Below are 23,854 nucleotides of genomic sequence, written 5' to 3'. Positions count from 1 at the left end.
TCTGCATCCGGATTCTGTTTGTTCTTCAACTGGCTGGTCTCTTGTTACAGCAGTCTCTGCAATGGTTTTGGGTTATCTAAGCGGGGCAAATTAACGGGAATTATTAAAAGTCTTTGTTAAATCAACCACCTTATTTTAGTATTAGAAGGGATTTAAGACTTTTATCATGCCACTGTGGTTTCATTCTGTACCTGCTGACCTGTTTTTCCAAACCTGCGTTCCCTCATCTGGAAATCGAGAATGGCCTCATATAAATGCTCTTTTCTGAAATCAGGCCAGCGTGTATTGGTAAAATAGAGTTCGGCATATGCCAGTTGATATAAAAGAAAATTACTGATTCTGTATTCCCCACTGGTACGTATCATCAGTTCAGGGTCGGGTAACTGACTGGTCGACAGGTATTGCTGCAGGGTATCCTGGTTAATAGTTTCGGGATCAATCTTTCCGGCTTTCACATCTATTCCTATCTGTTTTACGGCATTCACCAACTCCCAGCGGCTGCTGTAACTCAATGCCATCACAAGGTTCAGTCCGGTATTGGTTGATGTCATCTCTAACGCCTCATTCAGTTCATTACGGGCAAATTCAGGCAACATCTGCATATCGCCGATCACATGTAAGCGAATATTGTTCTTGTTTAAAGTAGGTACTTCCTTGCGGATGGTATCTACCAGCAGTGCCATCAGTCCTTCCACTTCCTGCACGGGGCGGTCCCAGTTTTCGGTGCTGAAAGCATAAAGTGTGAGATAACCGATACCCAGTTCGGCACAGCCTTCTACGATATTACGTACACTTTCTACGCCATGAAAATGGCCGTATAACCTTTCCTGGCCTTTTTCTTCTGCCCAACGGCCATTACCATCCATGATAATGGCAATATGTTTGGGCAGGCGGTCTTTATCAATTTGTGCAATCAGTGCTGACTCCATGGTCGTTCCGGACGGTATTAAGGCTGCGAAATTAACAAAATCAACGGGTTGGAGGGATTTAATTGGTGGAAATATAGCCCTTTCCCCCTTTTACAGCCTAAAAAATGTTTAACGGGTGGTAGCAGTAGGACATTTATACGATTGCAGGCTGAAAGATACCCCTACTTTAAAAGTGGCAAAAGCGTCTTTTTGAGGGCTATTGCCCCGCTGACGGCCTTTGATACCAATAGAACTGCCTGTTTCATAACTTCTGTCTTGTAGCAGGAAGGCAGGTGAGGGAGATCCGTCCGGTAAGGGAGGGAAAGCGTCCGGTGCATATAAGCCGCTTACATCGTCGAGGTAATCGGTATTGGTAAAGCGATAAGTCAGCTCACCAAATACATTCATCTGCTCATTGAGCGCATATTTAAAGCCTACAGTAAAAGGAATACTGATAGCAATAGGATTGTATGGCTTTAAGTCAGGATACAGGGAACTGCCCTGCCCCTCTGTGCCTAATGGACGAAGCTGTACTTTTTCTCCATTCAGATAAGCATAGGGGTCGTGTGAGAAAACGCCCAAACCAATCCCTACGTAGGGTGTATAATGATACCCTTTAAAACCAGGCTGAAAACGAAAGAAATTGAAATCACCGGCAACCGAAAGTTCCCATACATTGCTGTTGAAACTCAGGTTACGTCTGCGTTGCGATGCATTGTCGCTATATACATCCGAATACCCCAGCATGGCATAATCAGCCGATACCCTTACACCAATATAGTTGCTGATCTGTTTACGAAAAAACAATCCTGCGGCTATCTTAGGGCGGTTTACTTTGATATTGGGATTGAGGTCACCAAAATAATGAGCGGCCCCCACAGAAATACCTATTTCACCCTGGTGAACAAAGCTTTCCATAAGCTGTGCATTTGCTTCATGCAAACCCAGGAATAATGCTGCGGTAACAATTGCTTTTTTAAACATAGAACTATCGGGTGCTTACATCCCTGTAAAATAGCATCAAAAAATGTTACTATAAAAGTTAATTTCTCTCTATTTCAATGAAAGATATTACTACAAAGAGCCGGCCAAATCACCGAAATCGACTCAGAATTCTTAAAATATCCCTTCTTCTTACTGTAAAGATCGATAAACCACAGTTAATGATGCCTGAACCTGAACAGTAAATTTGGCTGATAGTCGTGAGCGCTGAGCCATAAGTTTGTTTATAAGGTTTAGGAGGTAGATCAGCGAATAGTTTAGTATTCACAAATCGACTCGCAGCTCGTAGCACAAGGCTCAGCGCTTTTAAACCTTCCTCCGGCTATCAGTTTCTTTTATCTAGTCCCCAGGTAAGTTTACTGCGTAATGTAGACAGAAAACTGTTTTCATTCAGTCTTACCAGGTTTACCGTGAATTTTTCCCTTCGCACCGCTAATTGTACTGTTTTATCAACTATTTCTCTTCTTGCATCAAGGGCGCAGATAAACTGATCGGCCCTTCCTTCTACTTCAAAGGAGATCACGTTATTATCAGGTACAATAATGGGTCGAACATTCAGGTTATGAGGTGCCACAGGCGTAATTACAAAACTGGCCGATTCAGGAAAAAGGATGGGGCCGTTACAACTCAGATTATATCCACTGGAACCGGTTGGCGTAGAAACGATCAGGCCATCGGCCCAATAACTGTTCAGGAATTCGCCATTCAGGTAAGTATGAATTTTAATCATGGGTGAAATATCCCGTTTATGAATGGCAAATTCATTCAGTGCAAATGGCGCATCGCCAAATAGTGGCTGGTTGGAATCGAGATGAATAAGGGTTCTTTTATCTACAACAAAAGTCCGGTTGATTAATGCATCAACAGCACTGCCCAGTTCTTCCGGACTGATGCTGGCCAGGAAACCCAGCCTGCCAAAATTAATACCCAAGATAGGGATGCCGGTATCACGAACCAGTGTAACTGCATCGAGTATGGTGCCGTCACCTCCAAGGCTAATCAGGCAGTCTATTTCATCATTCAAATCAGCCGAACTATAAAAAGGTATCATTTTTTCGGCCTGGGGCAAAGGCACCTGCATGGCTGCAATCAAGGGCTGATAAATATATACCTGGGTTTCATAACGTGCGAGTTCTTCCAGCAATACCAATAAAGGATTGCCCATATCGGCATCAAGCCCGCGGCTATAAATGGCAATTTTCATGTCTTATTCATTTAAACTGAAGCATATCTCATCCTCTTTTCACACGCGCATGATAAGCCCGCTATACCAGTTTTAAAAATCGTTCCTGCTCTGTAAATATAAGCCATTGCGGCCCAGTTGATTAAAGCTGTATTCAATTTTAAACACAAAGTCATAAATGGAAACAATATCAAGCCCAAGTCCCCAGGTACGCAAGAGTTTATTGTTCAGCGTATTGGACGGAAGTGGATTCGTGTGATACCCATAACCCAGGTCGCCATATGCTTTTAAAAAGAACCGGATGGGAATTTTATCATGTGTTTTACTGGGGAATGGGTTACGGAGAATAAACCCGAATATTTTTTTGTGTATGCTGGTTTTTATTATACCTGCTGCTACACCATCAACTACATTATATTCCAGCCCCCGCATCTGGTTAAAACCATAACCAATCAATCGCTGATTAAAATAAACATTATTAAAAGGTAATTTTAAAATACCAAGCCCTTCCATATGCAAAAAACTATTTTTTGAAAGAGGCTTTGCATATACTGCTCTTGCACTGGTAAGCCACAAATTGGTGTTTTTATTAATCCCCCGCTTATACAAACTGGCTTCCAGTTGGAAGCCTTTTGAAGGGTATGGAATATAATCAACATTGTAGTACTTGTACTGGTAATTAAAATCTACATATTCAAACCGTGAAGTACCTCCGGGGAAATAACCGGGATTGAGTTTCAGAATGGTATCTGCCAACTGCTCATTGTTATATGCGATCCGCAGATAATGCCTGTTACGAACATCGGGGCGATAGGAGTAGGTAAAATCTGCCCGGGTAAATTTTCTCACGATATAATCCTGCCGGCTAAATAACTGTTTATTATCTCCTGTTGCATAATTCAGCTCTTTCTGTGTGGCACGTATGAAACCAATATTGAACCCCTGTTTCAGTTTTTTATCGAAGAAAGGTCTGTCATACCTAACTGTAAACTGCTGTGTATATCCATTGATGAACCAGATATCCAAGTTATCATTTCGTCCGCTCACATTATTTTGTATAAACTTCAATCCATAATTTACCCGGTCAAGACTGCGCTTCTGTTCTACCCACCACTGGTTAAAATTCCGGTCTACCAGTCTGAAATATGGAAGCGGGAAAAAATACCAACGTTCTTTTACATCCACATTAATCACCAGCACATTTCCTTTTTTGGCAGCCACATAAACATTTACATCTACAAAAAGCAGGGTATTCATTACCTGCTGTTTGGCCAGTGTCAATATTTTTTCCAAGTCGCCGGCAGAAAGCCTGTCACCTTTTTTAAAGGGCACTTCCCGCAGTATGATGTATTCTTTGGTTTTTTTATTACCATTCACTTTCACGTCTCCAACCAGTTGATAGATACTTTTTGAGGCAACCAGTTCTGAAAGACTTTTTTCAGTTGAAACTGCAGAATCCTGATCCTGCGCCAATAGCGAACCGGATAGTAGTAATAAGCAATAAAAGAAAAATAACCTCATGCGCTTCCCCGGTTGTTACAATCAGAATTTGTAAAAATAGGGGAATCACTTCTTAGAGTTTGTTTAAAATTATGTTCATTATAGGTATAGCTATGAGCTGTGAGCCTTGGGCTGTGAGAGTAAGGGTCTTTTATTCCTCGGTTATACAAATGGCTGGTCAATGGAGGGCGCCGGCTGAGAGAACCATGTAGGGCCGCTTTCTGTCATGTATACGCAGTCTTCATGACGTACCCCGAATTCACCAACAATTGAAATATTCGGCTCTATACTAAAACACATGCCTGCCTGTAACAACAATTGATTTCCTTTTACCATATTACCCCATTCATGTCCATCCATACCGATACCATGTCCGGTGCGGTGTGGCAAACCCGGTAACTGGTAACCGGGTCCAAAACCGGCATCTGTAATTACTTTACGTGCTGCAGCATCTACCTTTTCACAAGGCACACCAATCTGCGCAGCTTTATACCCTGCAGTTTGTGCAGCTTTCTCCAGATTCCATATTTCCTGCTGGCGAGGGGTGGGTGCTGCTCCGAATACAATGGTTCTGCTGATATCGGACGAATAACCTTCTACTCTGCAGCCACAATCCATCAATACTATATCTCCTTTTTTCAGTTTTTGCGGTTGTGTACTGCCATGCGGAAAAGCGGAAGCTTCCGCAAAATTCACCATGGCGAAATCGCTGCTGCCGCCAAATTTGTTTTGTGCTTCCGTAACGATCTCTGAAAATTCTTTGGGCGACATGCCTTCACGTAAACTACTGATACCAATTTTCATGGCCGCAATGGTTATATCTGTTGCTTTCTGCATCAGCGCAATTTCAGCAGGCGATTTAATGATCCTGCATGGAATTGTAACAGGATCTCCACTCACAAAACTGAACTGGGGTGCCAGTTTACGAATTCCATCCATGATAAAAAAGCGAATTGATTCTTCCACTGCCAATGCGCCGCCTGTAATGCCTGCTGATCCTAGTGATTGTATGATTAACTGATAGGGGCTTTCATCTTCCTGCCATGCGTGAACCTGTTTGCCAATTCTAATGAGTTCGCGCAAACGGTTCTCTTCAAAGCCGGGACATATATAAAACACTTCTCCGGCTGCCGGAATAACTGCTACCATTGTTCTTTCGCTTCTACCCCAACGGATACCAGTAAAATAAACCATGGCTGTGCCCGCATCAAGTATCAAGGCCTTCATATTATTTTCTACGAGTAGCTGCTGTGCTTTTTTTATCCTCGACTGTCGCTCCTCCAATGTGATGGGCTGCACATCCTTAGTCATGGGCAACAAGTTATCCAACAGCTTAGCTGGATCTTCATTGCCGGATGATGCTGTTGAACAGGCATTTAAACCGACTACAGCCCCTGTACCGGCTGTGACAACAGACAGGTTGATAAAAGCTCTTCTTTTCATAATAAGGTGATTGGAGAAATCAAGTTAGCAGAAGATAAGTAATACTTTGTGCAGGATATTGATCGAAGATTATTAAATCTTACCCTAATGAAAAGAGATGTAAGGCTGGTGAATTTACATGTTCAGATAGGACAGCAAATGATTGTAATTTTCCTTTAATTCATTGGCGTACTGTTCTTCACCAAAATAGTACCGTACAATATAATCGTAACGCTGGAAAGTGGCTACAATATCTGACACTTCAATTTTATTGATCTTGATGGTTACAATAACCAGACCTGTATCGCTTTCCGGGTAAGTGTTTAACTGGGTAATATAAGCATCATTGGTTTCTACCAGCCGGCTGATTTCGCCAAAAGAAAAATGTCTTTTATCTGTTTCAAGTACGATCACACCACCTTTTTCATCATTCCCTAAAAAATGCGATACAAGCGTAAATAAAGATTTAGCAGGAATAATACCCTGTAACTCCTGGTGTTCATTGATAACGGGTAACATGGTTAACTCATTTTCTGCCACTTGTTTTACAGCTACAAGAAAATGTTCTTCCCCTTTTACAAAGATTTTTTTGAGCGCTTGTTCAAGCGATGCCAGCAGGCTGTCTTCATCGGCATCAAGCAGGTCATCTTTTTCAACAACGCCGGCAAATTTTTCTTCGCTGAGTACAGGCAGGTGTAGCAGGTCGTAATCTTCCATTAACTGGAGGGCAAAAGAAACCTTATCAAAAAGATTAACGGCAGGGAAACCAGTGTTGATCAACTGCGATGCTAGCATAACAAATCCTCCTCTTACTAAATATACGCTTCAATGCTTACTAAGGTTGCGGGGCAACACTTAATTTATTCAAAAAACCATCCAGTATCTCGTTAAACTCATGTGGTACTTCCATCATGGGCGCATGACCACATTTATCTACAAAATGTAATTCGCTGTTAGGAATTAACCGATTGAATTCCTTACCCACAAATGGTGGTGTAATGGTATCATTATTACCCCAGATGAGTAAAGTGGGTTGTTTAATCTGGTTCAGTTCTTCTCCCAGGTTATTTCGAATGGCACTTTTTGCCAGTGCAATAATTTTAATGACTTTAATACGGTTGTTGGTAATTTCAAACACTTCATCTACCAGTTCTTTGGTAGCGGTATTGGGATCATAAAAAGTAAGCTGTGTTTTCTTTTTGATGTATTCATAGTCACCACGTTTGGGATAACTATCACCCATACCATTCTCAAACAAACCACTGCTTCCGGTAAGAATTAATGATTTGATCTTTTCGGGATGCTTTAGAATATGTACCAGTGCCACATGACCCCCCAATGAATTTCCCAGTAAATGAATACCTGTATAACCACGTGCTTCAATAAATTTCTGTACGTGTTTTTCCAATCCACCAACTGAAGTGTGAAAAATATCGAGGTCAAACAGTGGTAACATGGGTACCACTACTTTGTATCTGTGTCTGAAATGTTCAATCAGATCCCTGAAATTACTCAGTGCCCCGAATAACCCATGCAGCAATAACAAAGGCTCTCCTTCTCCCTCTTCGATGAACTTAAATTTATCCTGATGTTTAATCTCGTAATTCATTAGGTTAGTTTCTTATGCAAGCAATATGACCGGTACAAATAAAAGAAAAACCATTTACAAATACAGTAACGTTTAAACAGGGTGTCAGATTGTTTTCCTTCTTCGCTAAAATACTGATTTAACGGCAAAAACGAATGTTTAAATACTTGCAGATATCAATGTGCCGCATTCTGTGTCTTGCCTACACTTTCAAAAAAGCCGGTCAGGCTTTCGAACATATCGCTAAATAAAGGAATAAGTTTACCGATTCCATCAATTGTTTTGGGTCCCCAGGGCTGTATAAAGCCATATATTTTGGATGTAGCAATGCTATTTTGATCGATCAGATGGAGTTTTTCAGCAAAAAACAACAATACACTTAAAACAAGCATATACAATACTGCATATAATACAATGCCTGCCAGTTTATTCAACCACCCCAACATCACCAGTTCTGCCATTTTTTGCAAGGCACTTGCACCCAGCCTTACCAATATCACTACTGCAATCATTACCAACGCAAACGATATAAAAGGCAACCATGATTGCGATACCGATGTATGTTCACCCAACTGCTTCGCTACATATACCGACAATTTCATGGCAGCAGCCAATCCAACAATAATGGCCAGCAATGAAAACACCGCCACAATTAATCCATTACGGTAACCCTTGAAAAGAGCGATAACCATACAGATGATGAAGAGGATGTCGATAAGCATAGTATGTCAATGAGGAATGGTGAATGGTCAATGGAGAATATATTTCATTATTGACCATTCACCATTCAGGTTTTAGCTCCCTGCTAATAATTCCTTTACCACCGCCGAAATAGCTTTTCCATCGGCTTGTCCGGCGAGTTGCTTACTGGCTGTACCCATTACTTTGCCCATATCCTGTGGGCCTGTAGCACCAACAGTAGCAATAATTTCAGCCACCATCTTTTTGAGTTCTGCTGCATCTAATTGTTTAGGCAGAAATTTTTCGATGACAGCAATTTCTTCCTGTTCTTTCTGTGCCAGATCAGTACGGTTTTGCTGCTGGAATATTTCGAGTGAATCTTTTCTTTGTTTCACCAGTTTCTGCAGAAGCTTCAGTTCACCATCTTCCGAAATCTGTCCATTGGCGCCAGGTTCTGTTTTGGCTTTGATGATTTCTGCTTTGATGGCACGAAGACCGCGCAATAATGCTTCATCTTTCGACTTCATGGCTTCTTTCATACCCGCCATTACTTTTTCTTCTAAGCTCATATCGGTAAGTTTTATTGATTTTCTTTTAGCTGGCTATCACGGAATTTTTTGTAAAAGTCTTTGGCAAATTTTTTCATATCCTCTACCAACTCTGTTTGCTGGGTGGCACGCATATAAGTATCTGCCATACCCATCAGGGTCTGGTAATAGAAATCTGCCATTTCATCTACCATCATGTCCTTGGTCCAGAGGTCGATACGCAGGGCCGATTTATCGGCTGCATCCCAAAAAGCCACCATCATAGCCCTGGCCTGTTGTGCCATGTCGGCAGTACTGTCTGTGGCCTTCCACTCAATATTCTGTGGCACTTTATGCTCATCTAAATGTACGTCGATGCTTATTGTTGACTGGTGCATAATTCTCAATATATAAATGAGGCGCAAAAATAGGATTAATCGGAGAGATATAAGCGCTATGACTTTACTATAGAGACAAAACAGCCTGTTGCAGCTCCTGATAAATGGCATCAGCAGTGGAATCCCAGCTAAACGATTGCGCTCTTTGCAAGCCCTTTTCAATAAATGCGTTACGGATGCCTTCGCTACGATACAATGCCAGCATTTCTTTACCAATTGCATCAGGGTTGGCCGGGTCTATCAGTAATGCCGCATCACCTGCTACTTCAGGCATGCTGCTGGTGTTGGAACAGATAACGGGTACACCCGTCTGCATGGCTTCTAGTATGGGTAGTCCAAATCCTTCGAACCAGGATGGATAAACCAATGCATAAGCTCCCCCAACCACTCTTTGTAATTGGGTTTCTGGCAGGTAACCCAGTAATACCACATCTTCCCGATACTTGTATGTTTTCATTTTTTCAAGCAGGTCATCATACTGCCAGGCCATTCTGCCTGCTACCAGTAATTTCATATTACTGTGCTGCCATTTTTTGAAATGCGAAAATGCTTTGAGCAGGTTCAACAGGTTTTTACGCGGATGAATACCCCCCACAAATAAAAAATATTCCCTTCCATCGGCATAACCATCTTTCACCGCCTGCTTTTCTTCCCAGTCAAGCGGAACAAAACCAGTTCTGGCTGCACCCGCAATAATAATTGTTTTATTGCCAGCAGCCCTGTAGGTTTTGATAATATCATTTTTTGAAAACGCTGAAACGGTGATGAGTTTTTTTGCTTTACGTATAAATGCAGGCGTAAACCAGCGATAATACAAACGCTGGTGCCAGCTTATATACTGTGGGTAATGTTTGAAAGCCAGGTCATGTATCATTAATACCTGTGGTACACTGCTGGTAAGGCTACAAAAACCATAGGGTTGAAACCATACATCTGCCTTCCATTTTTTTACTGCGGCGGTGGCTTTTATATCGTACCAGTATTTAAAACTCAATGGATGGCGGGCGGCGGGTGTTACCTGCAGATGAGTAACATTGGGTTGATTGATAAAATCATTATCCCAGGGTCTGTCGTACAACAATAAAAATTCATCTGCAGGATGTGATGCGATTATTCGTTGAATAACTTCAGCCGTATAATGGCCATACCCTTCCATTGGATTGTTCTGCAGAAATATGGCGTTGATGGCGATGCGCATGTGGGGGCAAAATTAGCTGCATTAATTGTTAAAATAGTTGTTCGGCTTGACAACTGTTTCATTTTTATATATTATTGTATTCATCTATGCGAATACTCCTACTTTTCTTTATCTGTCTTGGCAGCTCCACCCTCAGCCTCGCATCCGATTCGCTGATGGTAGATATCAACAAAACCAGTTTCAAAAAAGGAGATACCATCGATTTCAGTTGCATCATCCCCAATTTTGAGCAACAGAAACTCAATGCATCTTCGCTTCATGTATGGATCGATAATATTACTACCGGAACAAGATGGAAATTCCGTTACCCGTTTATCAATGGTGAGGCGCAGGCAGCTATTGTGGTAGGAAAAGAAATTCCAAACGGACATTATGCCATTAATTTTCTGGTGCAGAAAGGATATTTCAGGATGACGGGTGAAGTAAAAAATCACCTGAAAGCTGAGAAACAGATCAATTACATGATGGTGCCCAAAAACAAGCGGACTTATTTTGAAACCATTTCACTCAACCCTGATGGTCAGTTCAGACTCAAAAGCACTTTGTTTGAAGACTCTGCCTATTTTGTTTTTACACCGGTAAAGAAGAACGAAAAAAACACTTTGCACATTGGTATTGAAACACCGCTTGATTCTTCCTTTATACCTGTGATGGAAAAGAGGACATGGATCACAGTAGGTAATACAACTGCACGTATTAATAAAAACGATTCTTCCGGTTATGTATTCAATATGGAAACCACTTCAGGTACCGATCTCTTACCCGGTGTTACTGTAGTTGGCAAGTACAAGAAAAAAATTGATCAGTACAATGAATTCTACTCCAGTGGCCTGTTTCAAAGACCAGAAGCCTTGATATTTGATGGCATTGAAGATGAAACCATATCACGCTCCATGAGTATTCTGCGTTTTCTGGAAGGAAAAGTACCGGGACTTATCATAGAAAAAGACCAGGAAACCATGACTGAACTGGCCAGGTGGAGAGGTGAACCGGTAGAAATTTATTTAGATGAGTTCAAAGTTTCTACGCAGGATATCTGGGTAGTTTCTCCTTCTGATGTAGCCATGGTGAAAGTGTACAGACCACCCGCCATGCTTTCTCCATTATCGGGCTCTGCAGGCGCTATTGCCATTTATACCAAACGTGGTGAATTTCGTAATAAAGACAGGTTCAGACATAGCTTTACGGTAAAAGGTTACACTACTGCGCTGAGTACCTGGCAATAATTTTTTTCCCTGCCCCCGGATTTAAATCCGGGGGCAGGGAAAAAAATTATTGTTTAGTTGCCCACAAATCCATTTTCTTTTCCAGCACCTCCAGTGGTAATGCTCCATCTTGCAGAACGGCATCATGAAAAGCATTCACTTTAAATTTGTCACCTAACTGCTTTTCATACTTTGTTCTCAATGCCCTGATTTTTAAAGCTCCTATTTTATAACCCAGTGCCTGTGCGGGTATGGACATATATCTTTCAATTTCAGCCACAGCACCCGCTTCGCTGATCTGTTCATTTTCCATCATATATTGAATGGCTTCTTCTCTTGTCATTCCTTTTGCATGCATGCCTACATCTACCACTAACCTGATGGCTCTGTGCATTTCGTCGCCCAATGCACCGATGTACTGATAAGGATCTTTATACAATCCTAATTCATGTCCCAGACTCTCACAATACAAGGCCCAGCCTTCTGCGTATGCATTGTTACCACCAAAACGTCTGAATTTGGGCAGCTTTGTATTTTCCTGCTGCAGACTGATCTGGTAATGATGCCCCGGTATGGCTTCATGTAAAAACAAACTCTGCATACCACTGGTAATGTTGAATGTACCGGCATCTAGAATAGGTACATAAAATACACCCGGTCTGCTTCCATCAGCCGTACCCTGCTGGTATTCTGCACTGGCACTCGCTGCGCGGAAAGCTTCGGTTTGTCTGATTTCAAATGCCGTTTTGGGTGTTTTGCTGAAAAATTTATCCAGATTAGGTTGTATGAGTTGTTGTATCGACTGAAAAGCTTCAATTACTTCTGTTGCCGATTTATACGGTGTGAATTTTTTATCGGTATTGATATAACTAAAGAATGCTTTCAGATCGCCTTTAAACCCTACGGCCTCTTTTGTCTTTTCCATTTCAGCACGAATGCGTTTCACTTCTGCCAACCCTGTTTCATAAATTTCATCGGGTGTGAATCTGGTGGTGGTTTGTTGTTTTATAAGGAAGCGATAATATTTTTCTCCATCCGGAATAGCGGCAATACCAGTAGATGTTCTCGCCACCGGCAAATATTCATGCTGCAGAAAGTCGGCCATTTTTCTGCATGCAGGCGTTAATTGCTGATTGATCAGCGTAATGAACGCTTCTGCCAGCCTTTTTTTATCTGCAATCTCAAATGCAACAGGCAGCAGGTTAATAGGACCGTAAAACAAACTGGCAGCAGCCGTATCTGTTACAACAGATCGAAACTGTGGAATCATCCGTTCTACCAGTATTTTAGGCAACACATGCCCAGAAGCCATACCCTTCTTAAAGTACACAATGGCACTATCGAGGTAAGCAGGAAAAATGGCCGCACGTTTTAACCAGTTATCATAGTCCTGCACTGTTTTGAAGGGTTGATACACCTGTCCGCTGCCCATTTGCATAAATACCAGGTGTGTGCTGGAGAACTGGTTCAACGGCATATAATGATCTTTGAAGCCCAATGCTTCAATATTCACTTCGAGATCTCGCTTCAACAGATCATAACTCAATTGGTCGTTGGTATTGAGGTGTTCACGATCGAATTTGCTGAGATAAGTTAGTTGCTCCTTATAAAATTTTTTCAGTGCTGAGCGATGTTCATCTGTAAAGTCAATCAGCAAACGATCGTTATACCTTTCATCTCCATTAATGGTTGCTTCAATAGGATAAAACTTTAATCGCTCCTCATAGTAGCTGTCTACAAACACAGCCAGTTCTTTATTGTCTTCACCTGTAACATTACTGTTACTTAACTGGCAGGCTGATAACAGCAGGAGAAAACCCAATCCAAGAAAAAAATATTTCATACAAATTGATTTTGAGAACAAGACGATAGTCTATAGTCAATGGACCATGGTCTATAGACTACAAGACTATGGACTAATACCTATAAAACCCTTTCCCTGTTTTTCTTCCCAACTCTCCAGCCTCCACTTTTGCGCGTTGTACAGGTGAGGGTGTTAATCGATCTGGCTTACCCAGAGCCTCCCATACAATATTGCTTACGCTATAATTAATATCCATGCCAATCAGATCCATCAGTTTAAAGGGGCCCATTTTAAATCCGCTGGCTTCCATGAGTTGGTCGATGGTTTCTATATCGGCTTGTTCTTTCTCTACAAAACGCATGGCTTCAAGATAGTAATGCCTTGCCACTCTGTTTACAATAAAACCAGGTGCATCTTTACAAAGTACAGGTGTTTTCTGCATTTGCTTAGTTACTGCAATGGTTTGTTCAATGACAATAGCTGAACTGTTAGCTGTTTTAATCACTTCCACCAGTTTCATCAATGGTGCCGGATTGAAAAAATGCATACCCACCACCCTTTCAGGATGAGGAAGTGCTTCGGCAATTTCAGTAACTGAAATAGAAGATGTATTGGTAGCCAGTATGGTTTCGCTGGTATTGATATCCGACAACCGCTGAAACAGGCTGATCTTGGCTTCTTTTTTTTCGATGATCGCTTCAATGATCATATCGGCCTTACAGTTCTGTACATCTGTTGTAAACAATATCCGGTTCATGATGGCTTCCTGCTCAGCAGCAGTTAACCTTCCCTTCTCCACCATTTTACCCAAACCTGATTGGATGGACAGTTTGCTTTTTTCAACCATATCGGGGTTCAGATCGAATTGTATGGTCTGAAAACCTGCCTGTGCCGATACTTGTGCAATGCCACTTCCCATGGTTCCCGCTCCGCAAACACAGATGGATTGAATCTTATTCATATGGCTCATTCTTAAGATGGATGCAAGATACTTACATCTTTTCCACTTTAACTAACCCACATAAGTTACTGCTTTACAGATGTATTACTTTTATACCATGCAAAAACCTCTTCAGCAACTCGATTTGTTTGGTATGCCCGTTGAGCCGGTTTCTCCGCCTGCTAAGAAAAAGCCGGTAGTAAAGGAAAAAACCGTTGAGACCCTGCCTGTTGTTGTTGAAACAGCACCAGAGCCCGAACCTTTACCAACACCTGTTATTGAAAAACTGGCTCCTGTAACAGACCCGGTGGTATTTGCAGATGAACGAATTGTGGTGAAGATTAAAGCAAAAACACCTGAACCAGTTGTAGCAATTGAAAAACCTATACCCGAAGAGCCGGTTGTGATGGCAGAAAACAACGCAACTCGCCAGCCCGGTAAACGTGGTCGAAAATCGTTCCGTGAAATTGATACGGAGGTTGATCTGATTGAAATACCAGATGAAGAAACACTGAAACAGAAATTATATTATTCCATCAGCGAAGTGGCTGGATGGTTTAAAGTAAATACTTCTTTGCTGCGCTACTGGGAAAATGAATTTGATGTGCTGCAGCCACGTAAAACACGAAAAGGCGACAGGCTATTCCGTGTGGAAGACATTAAAAATCTCCAGCTTATTTATTTTCTCCTGCGCCAGCGTAAATTTTCCATTGAGGGGGCCCGCAATTACCTCAAACAAAACAAAGGTCAGGCCGATGTACAATTACAACTGGTGCAATCGCTTACCAAATTCAAATCTTTTTTACTGGAATTGAAAGCCGGACTGGGTAATTAACCTTCTTTTCTTTTCCTTGCCCCGGATTTAAATCTGGGGCAAGGAAAAGAAAGAGATCATTATACCTGTTTTACTGTAACAGATGTATTGGATGCTGCAAGTGCAACATTATGTTGTTCCATCCAGTTAATGATCTGCAGGTTTGTTTCCTGACGCAACTGGTTAAATGATTCTATGGGCTGTTCGGCGCTGGTAAAAAATTCTACCGTGATGATATGCGCATTCTTCCCTGTTTCACCTAAAAACACCGCTTTGTTTTCAATTTCGGGTACCGTGAGTATTTGTTTGATGGCATCGGTTAAAGCCTGAAGTTGTGCGGCTGTAGCTGCAAGGTCTATTTCCAGTCTGAGTTCAGCTTTGCGCTGTGTGCGTAAACTCATATTATCTACAATGCTGTCTACCATCTGTTTGTTAGGAACAGATATATATGTTTTCTCCGTAGTTCTGATTCTTGTACTTCGCAATCCTATTTTTTCGATATTGCCTGTAAAGCCGTTTACTTTTACCAGATCGCCTACTGCAAAGGGTTTATCAAAGAAAATAATAAATGAAGCAATCAGGTTCTCCATACTTTCCCTTGTGGCCAATGCAATGGCCGCACCCACGATACTCAGACCTGTAAGCAGGTTACCAATACTTTTATTAAAAGAAAACTTCATCATTAGTAGTATACCAATGATGACGAGGATCACTTTAAAAAAATCCTTGAAGAAAATGATGAGCTGGTTATCAGTCTGGTCTTTTGTAAGATTGGCCTTCTCTTCCAGAATAGTTGCTATAAAATCAATCACCCGCAAACAGAGTCTGATAAAAACAATTACCATTACTGCGTTGGCAATAGAATCTATCAGGTCTTTTGATGTGATACGGTAAATTTTAAAATCCAACACACCCGGAAATCTTAACTTATCAATCGCAATGATGGAGATAGAGAGTAACAAAAACCAGCCAAGCGGCTGTACCACCAGATCTAGAAATGATTTCCTGGCTGTCTGGTTCTTTTTATTGGCAATCATTTTAAACAACTGCTGTGCCAGGTATTTTGAGATGAGCCGCTTCAGTAATAACATCAGCAAAATAGTGCCCAGTACATAGAGATAGGACTCAACCGTATTATCAAATACTTTCTGTTGTAAGAAACGATCCATAATTATCATTTAAGAAGCGTTACTGCTCCCATTTATGCAACTGCATATTGGTACCATCAAAGCTGGCATAGGTATAGTTTCGAATCCAGTCGCCCAGATTAATATAACGACTTTGCGAAGTTAGTGCAAAATCAATCGGGTAATGGCGATGGCCAAATACCATATAGTCGTACCGCTCTTTCTGCAATAATTCTTTGCAATAAATAATCAGCCATTCCTTGTCTTCCCCTAAAAAATGTTCATCTGCCGTTCCAGTTTTCTCCCTGCTTTTACGGCTGAAATAATTAGCGAGGCCAATACCCCATGTTGGGTGTAACTGACCGAACAACCACTGACACAAAGGGTTTCTGAATATTTTTTTCAAAAATTTATAACCATGATCACCCGGACCCAATCCATCACCATGACCAATATAAAATCGTTTACCGTTCCACTCAAATACTTTAGGTTGATGGTATACAGGGATATTCAGTTCCTGTTCAAAATACCCACTCATCCACATATCGTGGTTACCAATGAATACACGAATATCAATACCGCTATCTGTTAACTCCGCCAGTTTTCCCAGCAAACGCACATAACCTTTGGGTACCACTTTTTTGTATTCGTACCAGAAATCAAAAATATCGCCTACGATAAATACCATGGCTGCATCCTGTTTGATCTGGTCAAGAAAAGCCACTACTTTTTTTTCACGTACCAGACTGCTTGCATAATCGGGTGCGCCCAGATGAAAATCTGACAAAAAATATATTTTCTTTTGGGGCGTAATCAGTTGCATCCGCGGTATAAAAAGGGTTATGATTTTTTTTGTTGCTGCATATAAAGTAAAAGATCACCGCAATCAATCTTCTGTTTTCCTTCCACTGATCCATTAAACCAGTATATCCATGCTTCTATGGATTGTCCGTTTAGCAAAACCGTTGTTTTATCTCTCCGGTATAATTGTGGTTCATCGGGTTCCCCATTAATTCCTTCATAATCATCTAACTGACCAATGGCCCAGGAAAATTCTTCTTCTTTTTGAATGGCGTATAATTCTCCTGTAATCCATTTTTCTTCAGTTGACGGAATAGCAGCTGGATATTCTCCCATATCATATAATTCACCACGAACAGTAGCTGTTCCCATCAAATCAAAATAGCGGCTGATATAGGCATAGGCAGGATGCTGAAAACCACTTCTCAGCGAGCCATATACAAATAAGGGTAGAATTTCAATGGGCATATGCTGGTCATCCGTTTCGTTGTACTAAAAAACAAAATACTTCTTTGGGTCCATGTACACCAACCACCAGTGTTTTTTCAATATCGGCCGTTCTGCTCGGGCCTGTTGCCAGTGTAATCATGGATGGTAATTGTTCACCGTATTCTTCTTTTAACGACAACAATGCTTCTTCCACATCGTACACCAACTGATCGGTATAGGCAATACAAATATGAACCGGCGCATACACACTTACGGTTCTGCCACTTTCCTGTGCGCTCGACATCAGCATGCTTCCTGTTCTTGCCACCAGGTATTCGCAACCGGTGATAGAAGCATCACAACTTTCCAGATCTGGTGCTGTCATGGCTTTAAAGCCGGCCTGCTGCAGGTTTTCTTTCAACTCTTCCTCCCTGCAATACAATGCTCGCCATTCACGCTTGATGAATAACATGTTCAATTGTGATGCCAGCTCTTTTTCATTCTCACAAAATGCAAAACGACCCTGTAATTGGGTAAAATTTTGCGCAAACAGTATTTCCAGATCATCTGTAGCAGGCTGAAATACCGATCCTGTTTCCTTTACTCTTTCAGGAAAGGGAACAGGCACTGGTTGAACCAGTGCCTGTTTTATTTTTTTCAGGATATTTTCTCTTGCGTTTTGTGACATTATGCAATAACAGTTGAATCTGTTTGTGTGTCGTTATTCTCTGCATTTCCGGTTGAAGAAGGAGCGGTTTCTGCTACTGGTTCTGTTGCCGTTTCGGCTTCAACTTCCAGTATTTTTTTCTCTTCAAACGGACGTTTTCCTATCAACTCTTCCACATCGCTTTTATGTAATACTTCTTTATCCAGTAATTCTTTTGCGAGTTTCTCTACTTCTTCTTTTTTCTCTGTAAGTAATTTGATGGTGCGCTGGTAGGCTTCATCAATAATACCTCTTACTTCCTCGTCAATAATCTTCCCTGTTTCTTCACTGAATGGTTTGGTAAATGTATTTTCCTGTGTAGGATCATAAAAACTCACATTACCCACTTTACTGTTCATACCGTATGCCGTTACCATGCTGTAAGCAATTCGGGTAATCTGTTGTAGATCATTTGCAGCACCGGTTGATATTTTACCGAAGAAAATCTGCTCTGCCGCACGACCACCCAGTGTCATACAAATCTGATCCATTAACTGATCGGTATTGTACAGGTATTGTTCTGTTGGCGTGTACTGCGCATAACCCAGGGCTGCTGTACCTCTTGGCACGATCGTTACTTTCAGCAAAGGATAAGCATGTTCAAGGAACCATCCACAAACAGCATGACCGGCTTCGTGATAAGCAATTACTGCTTTTTCGTGTGGGGCGATGATTTTATTTTTCTTCTCCAGACCACCAATCACCCGATCAATGGCATCCTGGAAATCGCTCATATCTACTGCTTCTTTCCCTTTACGTGCTGCAATCAGTGCTGCTTCATTACATACATTGGCAATATCGGCACCGGCAAATCCGGGTGTTTGTTCAGCCAGTTTATGCAGATCGAGTGTTTCAGAAATTTTGATCGGCATGAGGTGTACTTTGAAAATCGCTTCACGACCTTTCACATCCGGACGATCAATCGAAATCTGTCTGTCGAAACGACCCGGACGTAACAAAGCACTATCCAATACATCGGGTCTGTTGGTGGCGGCGAGGATAATGATACCGGTATCGCCACCAAAGCCATCCATTTCTACCAGTAGCTGGTTCAATGTATTTTCTCTTTCATCATTACTCATGATGGCATTTCTACCACGGGCGCGACCTATGGCATCTATCTCATCAATAAAAATGATACAGGGTGCTTTTTCTCTTGCCTGCTTAAACAGGTCACGTACACGGCTGGCACCTACACCTACAAACATTTCCACGAAATCGCTACCACTGAGGCTAAAGAACGGCACCTGTGCCTCACCTGCCATGGCTTTGGCCAATAATGTTTTACCTGTACCTGGAGGACCCACGAGCAAAGCACCTTTGGGAATTTTACCACCGAGTGAAGTATATTTTTTAGGATTCTTGAGGAAGTCTACAATCTCCATCACTTCCACTTTGGCTTCATCCAATCCGGCAACATCCGCAAATGTGATATTTACTTTGGCACCTTTATCGAATAAGGTTGCTTTTGATTTGCCGATATTGAAAATACCGCCCGGACCGCCACCACTGGATGGGCCACCCATTTTACGCATGAGCAATACCCATGCTACAATGATGATCAGTAAAGTAAATACCGTATTCAACAATGGGCCAAACCACTCGGGTGCTTTTACCACACGCATGTCTACTTCGGCAATATTATTGGCTTTGCAAAATTCATCGAGTCTTTCTTCAAATGCTTTCCAGTCTACCACTTCAAAAGAAAAGAGCGGGGCTGTACCGACTTTTTTGGGATCGAGTTTTCCTTTGAATTGTTTTACATAAAAGTCTTTGCCCAGCATATCTTTTTTAATGTACACATGTACCTGTTCTTTGTTTTTAACAAGATCCAGTTTTTGTACATCGCCCTGAACAAGAATATTATCCCTGAACTGTTTTTCAGTGATGGCTTTTAATTCAGGGGCAAAATTGAATACCTGAGCAGATATCAGTACGATGATGATAATACCGTATATCCAGTAAATATTGAATTTGGGGCCTTTACGTTGCCCGTCTCCTTTTTCCATGTTTGATTTCGATTGCTTGTTTTCCTGTGACATATTCCTCTCAGTATATTGACGTTTCAGGATGCTGTATATTCAGTGATCCTGTAATTTTTTCTTTATTCGTGTATTTGTGAAGCTGCATCGCTCCACATTTCTTCCAGTTTATAAAATTTGCGCGCGTCCGGATGCATTACATGTACCACAATGTTTACATAGTCAATCAACACCCATTGTAACGCCTGGCGGCCTTCGTGTTTATACGGAGCCTCTTCACAGGTTTTTTTCACTTCGTCTTCCACAGCATCGCAAATGGCCCTGATCTGGGTGGTACTGGATGCCTGACAAACCACAAAAAAATCGGCTGCTGCTTCCGGTATTTTCCTCAGGTCAAGACTTATAATATGTTCTGCTTTTTTATCCTGAACAGCTTTAATAATGGCCTTGAAAATTTTCGAGTTGCGTGTAAGTCTCGTTACCGAGCTTTTAGTACGGCTTTGTAAAACAGAAAGCGGTTCCAATAATAGATATGATTTAATTTTTAATAATGACTCCGGGCACCCATATCCCTAATAAACATCGGGTGTTTAACGGTCTCGTTGGTAACTTCGTCAAAAATAGTAATTCTTTGGCATCAGAGAACGTTAAACAACCAATTGGACAGCCGTTTGTGGAATTATCTGAAACTGATAGTACCAACATCTATGCCATGACCCATATTCAACACAATATGGCAACACATGGTTCGGTTTTTTTTGCGCATCGGCAATGGGCCGGAAAGGGTCAACATGGGAAAAACTGGGTTACTGAAGCTGCACAAAACATCATTATGTCGGCTGTTATTGATCCAAAACCACTGATCCTGGGACAACAGTTCCGGTTAAGTGTTGCTGTGGCACTTGCCTGTTACGATTTTTTCAGTTGCTATGCCGGAGAGGAGACGGCTATTAAATGGCCCAATGATATTTACTGGCGTGACAGAAAGGCAGGGGGGATTTTGATTGAAAACCAGTTACGTGGTCAGAATTGGCAGTGGGCTGTAGCGGGAATAGGTATCAATATCAACCAGGTATTGTTTGATGCTGCACTGGTAAATCCTGTTTCGCTGAAACAAATCACCGGAAAAAGTTTTGACACCATTCGGTTGGCTAAGGAACTATGTTCATACCTGGATACAAGGCTTTCCCAATTACAAAATGATTCTTTTGAAGTATTGCTTACTGCTTATAATGAACATTTATTCCGAAAAGGCGAGATCATTCACCTAAAAAAAGAGAACAGTCGTTTTTCCTGTACCTTATCAGGTGTAAATGAACAGGGGGAATTACTGGTTGAAAATGGTCCTTCAGATCGCTTTCAGTTTGGTGAAGTCAGTTGGATCATTGCGTAACATTATCTTGCATTGGTATGGAACCTGTTAAACTCACACAATTTTCGCATGGTGCCGGTTGCGGTTGTAAAATTGCACCAGCAGTACTTGATACGATCCTGAAAACAAATCAGCCTTCAAAGGCATTTCCACAACTGCTGGTAGGCAATGCCAGCAAAGATGATGCGGCTGCTTACGATTTAGGCAATGGGCAGGTACTCATTAGTACCACCGATTTTTTTATGCCGATTGTAGATGATGCTTTTGCCTTCGGAAAAATTGCAGGTGCCAATGCCATCAGCGATGTATACGCCATGGGTGGTACACCGATTATGGCCATTGCCATTTTAGGATGGCCCGTTGATAAACTCTCCCCCGAACTGGCACAACAGGTTATTGAAGGTGCAAGATCCATTTGTGAAGAAGCAGGAATTCCACTGGCTGGCGGACATAGTATTGATTCACCCGAACCTATTTTTGGTTTATCGGTAAACGGACTGACGACTAAAGAACAACTCAAACAAAACAACAAGGCAAGAGAAGGCGATCTTCTTTTTCTTACCAAGCCTTTGGGTGTAGGCATTTTATCAACAGCGCAAAAGAGAAATGTGCTGGAAGAAGAACATGCTACTTTGTTATTGCAGCAATTGATGCAACTGAACAAAGTAGGTGCAGCACTGGGAAAAATAGATGGAGTGCATGCCATGACCGATGTTACCGGTTTTGGCTTACTCGGTCACCTGATAGAAATGGCAGAAGGCAGTGATCTATCTGCTGAAATTTATTATTCAAAGCTGCCGATTATTGAAGCAGCAAAAACCTATCTCGCACAACGTATTGTACCCGATGCTACTTATCGCAACTGGAACAGTTATAGCAGCAAGACAGGTTTTGGAACAGGTGTGAATGTAATGGAGGCTTTTAATGTATTGCCCGACCCACAAACCAACGGAGGATTGTTGATAGCAGTTGCGCCCGATGCTGTACCTATTGTTCAGTCGGTGCTGGAACAACATCAGCTCCGGCATTTTCTTGAGCCGATTGGGAAAATAATAACGAAAACAGATAAAGTGGTGATGGTAAATGCCTGAAAGGGGGTTATTTAGCCTGTAACCATACAGGTGCCAGCATGGCATTCAATCCCGCGTCTCCAGCAGCTTCAATAGATTCAAGTGGTAATGGAATAATTTGCACCTGCTTGCCAATCTGCTTTTTTTGCTCTTTGGTTAAAGATCCTGCAGCAGCTTCCCCCATGAGTAATAAAGACTTTCCTTTTTTGTTTTTACAGGAAAAGCTATTCCCCATAAATAGGGTCAACTGATCGAGACTGAAAGGAATAATTCTATAGCCGGTTGATAATAATAATTGCTTTACTGCGATCAGATCCATATCATCCGTAAAAGCTTCTTCACAAAGCAGTACAAAGTCTTCTCCAAAATGCATCAGCATATTGGTATGTAATGGTATTTTACCGGATGCATCTCTGGCACTGAAGGTTATGGCTTTGTATTTATGTGCTGCCGAAAATTTTTCGAGAATAGCAGGATGTGTTCTCGGAGAAAGCGCCGAATAAATCAGTTTGTGTTTGTGATCCATTACCATACTGGCGGTGCCTTCCAGAAAAAATCCTTCCACTTCATATTCACTCCAGTCTTCCACATCTTTCAATAAATATCTTTTCTGAAGTGCTTCCAGTATATCATCTCTTTTTTCCTCTCTTCTTTCTCTTCTGTGTATAGGTAATACCAGTACTACCCCATCCGGTAAAGTAGTAAGCCAGCAGGCGGGGTACAAAGCTCCCACTGTACTATCGGCAGACTGGTTAAACAAGAGCATTTCTATGCCTAGTTCTTCCAATATGTTGTACAGAGATTGGAATGCCCTTACAATGGGTTTTCCCATTTTTGCATGGGGCTTAATGAGCATGACTGTTGTGGGTAGAGTTGTCATGCTATAACAGTTTATCAATTCTTTTTGCAAGTTGATGATCGAGATCTGTTACTATATCTCCGGCATCATGCGTACTCAGCCATATTTCAACCGTGTTCCATACATTACTCCAGTAGGGATGATGATTCATTTTCTCAGCTTCAATAGCCACTCGCGTCATAAAAGCAAAAGCTTCAGAAAAATTAGCAAACTGAAATTTCCGGTAAAGTTTATTATTCTCTTCTGTCCACATAAAACATCATTTAAATAATGAATAATGAATTGAGGAATATCGAATTTCGAAATCGGACATTCCTCTGTTCCTCTGTTCCTCTGTT

General features: G+C 41.6%; 25 protein-coding genes. 4 read left to right on the top strand and 21 right to left on the bottom strand.

Features of this window, described 5'->3' with window-relative positions; all coding sequences use genetic code 11:
* Nucleotides 1-164: 164 nt before the first annotated feature.
* The 11 genes from uppS to ACH3Z1_RS05735 all read right to left on the bottom strand — a co-directional run bounded on the left by uppS (nucleotide 165) and on the right by ACH3Z1_RS05735 (nucleotide 10,407).
* The gene (gene uppS / locus ACH3Z1_RS05785) at nucleotides 165-929 is read right to left on the bottom strand and encodes an undecaprenyl pyrophosphate synthase (RefSeq protein ID WP_490820917.1); all 765 of its coding nucleotides are present in this window, start codon (nucleotides 927-929) and stop codon (nucleotides 165-167) included.
* Between the two features lie 108 nt (nucleotides 930-1,037).
* A complete protein-coding gene (porG, locus tag ACH3Z1_RS05780; protein WP_490820916.1) occupies nucleotides 1,038-1,892 on the bottom strand; it encodes a type IX secretion system protein PorG in 855 nt (284 codons plus the stop codon).
* Nucleotides 1,893-2,235: 343 nt separating this feature from the next.
* Nucleotides 2,236-3,114: an NAD kinase gene (locus tag ACH3Z1_RS05775; protein WP_490820915.1), complete on the bottom strand. Its 879-nt coding sequence runs from the start codon at nucleotides 3,112-3,114 to the stop codon at nucleotides 2,236-2,238.
* Between the two features lie 72 nt (nucleotides 3,115-3,186).
* Nucleotides 3,187-4,614: a POTRA domain-containing protein gene (locus tag ACH3Z1_RS05770; protein ID WP_490820914.1), complete on the bottom strand. Its 1,428-nt coding sequence runs from the start codon at nucleotides 4,612-4,614 to the stop codon at nucleotides 3,187-3,189.
* A gap of 141 nt (nucleotides 4,615-4,755) precedes the next feature.
* Entirely contained in the window at nucleotides 4,756-6,036 is a 1,281-nt protein-coding gene (locus tag ACH3Z1_RS05765; protein ID WP_490820913.1) for a M24 family metallopeptidase, read from the bottom strand.
* A gap of 114 nt (nucleotides 6,037-6,150) precedes the next feature.
* Entirely contained in the window at nucleotides 6,151-6,810 is a 660-nt protein-coding gene (locus tag ACH3Z1_RS05760) for a CBS domain-containing protein (protein ID WP_490820912.1), read from the bottom strand.
* A 40-nt stretch (nucleotides 6,811-6,850) separates the two neighbouring features.
* Nucleotides 6,851-7,624, bottom strand: a complete 774-nt coding sequence (locus ACH3Z1_RS05755; protein WP_490820911.1) for an alpha/beta fold hydrolase — start codon at nucleotides 7,622-7,624, stop codon at nucleotides 6,851-6,853.
* 155 nt (nucleotides 7,625-7,779) lie between these two features.
* Complete coding sequence (locus ACH3Z1_RS05750) at nucleotides 7,780-8,325, bottom strand: CvpA family protein (RefSeq protein ID WP_490820910.1); 546 nt, start codon at nucleotides 8,323-8,325, stop codon at nucleotides 7,780-7,782.
* Nucleotides 8,326-8,397: 72 nt separating this feature from the next.
* Nucleotides 8,398-8,853: a GatB/YqeY domain-containing protein gene (locus ACH3Z1_RS05745; RefSeq protein ID WP_490820909.1), complete on the bottom strand. Its 456-nt coding sequence runs from the start codon at nucleotides 8,851-8,853 to the stop codon at nucleotides 8,398-8,400.
* A gap of 11 nt (nucleotides 8,854-8,864) precedes the next feature.
* A complete protein-coding gene (gene gldC / locus ACH3Z1_RS05740; RefSeq protein ID WP_490820908.1) occupies nucleotides 8,865-9,209 on the bottom strand; it encodes a gliding motility protein GldC in 345 nt (114 codons plus the stop codon).
* 67 nt (nucleotides 9,210-9,276) lie between these two features.
* Nucleotides 9,277-10,407 carry a glycosyltransferase family 4 protein gene (locus ACH3Z1_RS05735; protein WP_490820907.1) on the bottom strand — a complete coding sequence of 377 codons (1,131 nt, stop codon included), beginning with the start codon at nucleotides 10,405-10,407 and terminating at the stop codon, nucleotides 9,277-9,279.
* An 86-nt stretch (nucleotides 10,408-10,493) separates the two neighbouring features.
* On the opposite strand from ACH3Z1_RS05735, the gene ACH3Z1_RS05730 reads away from it, so the two are divergent.
* Entirely contained in the window at nucleotides 10,494-11,633 is a 1,140-nt protein-coding gene (locus tag ACH3Z1_RS05730; protein ID WP_490820906.1) for a hypothetical protein, read from the top strand.
* 46 nt (nucleotides 11,634-11,679) lie between these two features.
* Here the strand turns inward: ACH3Z1_RS05730 and ACH3Z1_RS05725 are convergent, their stop codons facing one another.
* A complete protein-coding gene (locus tag ACH3Z1_RS05725; RefSeq protein WP_490820905.1) occupies nucleotides 11,680-13,455 on the bottom strand; it encodes a DUF885 domain-containing protein in 1,776 nt (591 codons plus the stop codon).
* A 73-nt stretch (nucleotides 13,456-13,528) separates the two neighbouring features.
* Nucleotides 13,529-14,377, bottom strand: a complete 849-nt coding sequence (locus tag ACH3Z1_RS05720) for a 3-hydroxyacyl-CoA dehydrogenase family protein (RefSeq protein ID WP_490820904.1) — start codon at nucleotides 14,375-14,377, stop codon at nucleotides 13,529-13,531.
* Nucleotides 14,378-14,474: 97 nt separating this feature from the next.
* Between ACH3Z1_RS05720 and ACH3Z1_RS05715 the strand changes: the two genes are divergently transcribed.
* Nucleotides 14,475-15,191 (top strand): MerR family transcriptional regulator, encoded by a 717-nt coding sequence (locus ACH3Z1_RS05715; RefSeq protein ID WP_490820903.1) that lies wholly within the window; start codon nucleotides 14,475-14,477, stop codon nucleotides 15,189-15,191.
* A 59-nt stretch (nucleotides 15,192-15,250) separates the two neighbouring features.
* Here the strand turns inward: ACH3Z1_RS05715 and ACH3Z1_RS05710 are convergent, their stop codons facing one another.
* The 6 genes from ACH3Z1_RS05710 to rsfS all read right to left on the bottom strand — a co-directional run bounded on the left by ACH3Z1_RS05710 (nucleotide 15,251) and on the right by rsfS (nucleotide 20,739).
* On the bottom strand, nucleotides 15,251-16,339 hold the full coding sequence (locus tag ACH3Z1_RS05710; protein WP_490820902.1) for a mechanosensitive ion channel family protein: 1,089 nt from the start codon (nucleotides 16,337-16,339) through the stop codon (nucleotides 15,251-15,253).
* Between the two features lie 19 nt (nucleotides 16,340-16,358).
* Nucleotides 16,359-17,084 (bottom strand): UDP-2,3-diacylglucosamine diphosphatase, encoded by a 726-nt coding sequence (locus ACH3Z1_RS05705; protein ID WP_490820901.1) that lies wholly within the window; start codon nucleotides 17,082-17,084, stop codon nucleotides 16,359-16,361.
* A 53-nt stretch (nucleotides 17,085-17,137) separates the two neighbouring features.
* Nucleotides 17,138-17,566 (bottom strand): gamma-glutamylcyclotransferase family protein, encoded by a 429-nt coding sequence (locus ACH3Z1_RS05700; RefSeq protein WP_490820900.1) that lies wholly within the window; start codon nucleotides 17,564-17,566, stop codon nucleotides 17,138-17,140.
* 7 nt (nucleotides 17,567-17,573) lie between these two features.
* Nucleotides 17,574-18,215 (bottom strand): LutC/YkgG family protein, encoded by a 642-nt coding sequence (locus tag ACH3Z1_RS05695; RefSeq protein WP_490820899.1) that lies wholly within the window; start codon nucleotides 18,213-18,215, stop codon nucleotides 17,574-17,576.
* A complete protein-coding gene (gene ftsH / locus ACH3Z1_RS05690; RefSeq protein ID WP_490820898.1) occupies nucleotides 18,215-20,275 on the bottom strand; it encodes an ATP-dependent zinc metalloprotease FtsH in 2,061 nt (686 codons plus the stop codon). The genes ACH3Z1_RS05695 and ftsH overlap by 1 nt, the downstream gene beginning before the upstream one ends.
* 62 nt (nucleotides 20,276-20,337) lie before the next feature.
* Nucleotides 20,338-20,739 carry a ribosome silencing factor gene (rsfS, locus tag ACH3Z1_RS05685; protein WP_490820897.1) on the bottom strand — a complete coding sequence of 134 codons (402 nt, stop codon included), beginning with the start codon at nucleotides 20,737-20,739 and terminating at the stop codon, nucleotides 20,338-20,340.
* Between the two features lie 149 nt (nucleotides 20,740-20,888).
* On the opposite strand from rsfS, the gene ACH3Z1_RS05680 reads away from it, so the two are divergent.
* Both ACH3Z1_RS05680 and selD read left to right on the top strand, forming a co-directional pair.
* The gene (locus ACH3Z1_RS05680) at nucleotides 20,889-21,608 is read left to right on the top strand and encodes a biotin--[acetyl-CoA-carboxylase] ligase (RefSeq protein WP_490821236.1); all 720 of its coding nucleotides are present in this window, start codon (nucleotides 20,889-20,891) and stop codon (nucleotides 21,606-21,608) included.
* A 17-nt stretch (nucleotides 21,609-21,625) separates the two neighbouring features.
* On the top strand, nucleotides 21,626-22,678 hold the full coding sequence (selD, locus tag ACH3Z1_RS05675) for a selenide, water dikinase SelD (RefSeq protein WP_490820896.1): 1,053 nt from the start codon (nucleotides 21,626-21,628) through the stop codon (nucleotides 22,676-22,678).
* A 7-nt stretch (nucleotides 22,679-22,685) separates the two neighbouring features.
* Here the strand turns inward: selD and ACH3Z1_RS05670 are convergent, their stop codons facing one another.
* Entirely contained in the window at nucleotides 22,686-23,537 is an 852-nt protein-coding gene (locus ACH3Z1_RS05670) for an arginine deiminase-related protein (RefSeq protein WP_490820895.1), read from the bottom strand.
* Nucleotide 23,538: 1 nt separating this feature from the next.
* Nucleotides 23,539-23,769 carry a 4a-hydroxytetrahydrobiopterin dehydratase gene (locus ACH3Z1_RS05665; protein ID WP_490820894.1) on the bottom strand — a complete coding sequence of 77 codons (231 nt, stop codon included), beginning with the start codon at nucleotides 23,767-23,769 and terminating at the stop codon, nucleotides 23,539-23,541.
* Nucleotides 23,770-23,854: the final 85 nt, after the last annotated feature.

The sequence above is a fragment of the Sediminibacterium sp. FW305-C-49 genome, from assembly GCF_058231085.1.
The sequence above is the reverse complement of the archived record's forward strand: the minus strand, read 5'-3'. Positions and strand labels throughout refer to the sequence as shown.

Bases quoted from the DNA above. Each gene is read 5' to 3' on its own strand.
- uppS (WP_490820917.1), bottom strand. From the start codon at position 929: ATGGAGTCAGCACTGATTGCACAAATTGATAAAGACCGCCTGCCCAAA.
- porG (WP_490820916.1), bottom strand. From the start codon at position 1,892: ATGTTTAAAAAAGCAATTGTTACCGCAGCATTATTCCTGGGTTTGCAT.
- ACH3Z1_RS05775 (WP_490820915.1), bottom strand. From the start codon at position 3,114: ATGAAAATTGCCATTTATAGCCGCGGGCTTGATGCCGATATGGGCAAT.
- ACH3Z1_RS05770 (WP_490820914.1), bottom strand. From the start codon at position 4,614: ATGAGGTTATTTTTCTTTTATTGCTTATTACTACTATCCGGTTCGCTA.
- ACH3Z1_RS05765 (WP_490820913.1), bottom strand. From the start codon at position 6,036: ATGAAAAGAAGAGCTTTTATCAACCTGTCTGTTGTCACAGCCGGTACA.
- ACH3Z1_RS05760 (WP_490820912.1), bottom strand. From the start codon at position 6,810: ATGCTAGCATCGCAGTTGATCAACACTGGTTTCCCTGCCGTTAATCTT.
- ACH3Z1_RS05755 (WP_490820911.1), bottom strand. From the start codon at position 7,624: ATGAATTACGAGATTAAACATCAGGATAAATTTAAGTTCATCGAAGAG.
- ACH3Z1_RS05750 (WP_490820910.1), bottom strand. From the start codon at position 8,325: ATGCTTATCGACATCCTCTTCATCATCTGTATGGTTATCGCTCTTTTC.
- ACH3Z1_RS05745 (WP_490820909.1), bottom strand. From the start codon at position 8,853: ATGAGCTTAGAAGAAAAAGTAATGGCGGGTATGAAAGAAGCCATGAAG.
- gldC (WP_490820908.1), bottom strand. From the start codon at position 9,209: ATGCACCAGTCAACAATAAGCATCGACGTACATTTAGATGAGCATAAA.
- ACH3Z1_RS05735 (WP_490820907.1), bottom strand. From the start codon at position 10,407: ATGCGCATCGCCATCAACGCCATATTTCTGCAGAACAATCCAATGGAA.
- ACH3Z1_RS05730 (WP_490820906.1), top strand. From the start codon at position 10,494: ATGCGAATACTCCTACTTTTCTTTATCTGTCTTGGCAGCTCCACCCTC.
- ACH3Z1_RS05725 (WP_490820905.1), bottom strand. From the start codon at position 13,455: ATGAAATATTTTTTTCTTGGATTGGGTTTTCTCCTGCTGTTATCAGCC.
- ACH3Z1_RS05720 (WP_490820904.1), bottom strand. From the start codon at position 14,377: ATGAATAAGATTCAATCCATCTGTGTTTGCGGAGCGGGAACCATGGGA.
- ACH3Z1_RS05715 (WP_490820903.1), top strand. From the start codon at position 14,475: ATGCAAAAACCTCTTCAGCAACTCGATTTGTTTGGTATGCCCGTTGAG.
- ACH3Z1_RS05710 (WP_490820902.1), bottom strand. From the start codon at position 16,339: ATGGATCGTTTCTTACAACAGAAAGTATTTGATAATACGGTTGAGTCC.
- ACH3Z1_RS05700 (WP_490820900.1), bottom strand. From the start codon at position 17,566: ATGCCCATTGAAATTCTACCCTTATTTGTATATGGCTCGCTGAGAAGT.
- ACH3Z1_RS05695 (WP_490820899.1), bottom strand. From the start codon at position 18,215: ATGTCACAAAACGCAAGAGAAAATATCCTGAAAAAAATAAAACAGGCA.
- ftsH (WP_490820898.1), bottom strand. From the start codon at position 20,275: ATGTCACAGGAAAACAAGCAATCGAAATCAAACATGGAAAAAGGAGAC.
- selD (WP_490820896.1), top strand. From the start codon at position 21,626: ATGGAACCTGTTAAACTCACACAATTTTCGCATGGTGCCGGTTGCGGT.
- ACH3Z1_RS05670 (WP_490820895.1), bottom strand. From the start codon at position 23,537: ATGACAACTCTACCCACAACAGTCATGCTCATTAAGCCCCATGCAAAA.
- ACH3Z1_RS05665 (WP_490820894.1), bottom strand. From the start codon at position 23,769: ATGTGGACAGAAGAGAATAATAAACTTTACCGGAAATTTCAGTTTGCT.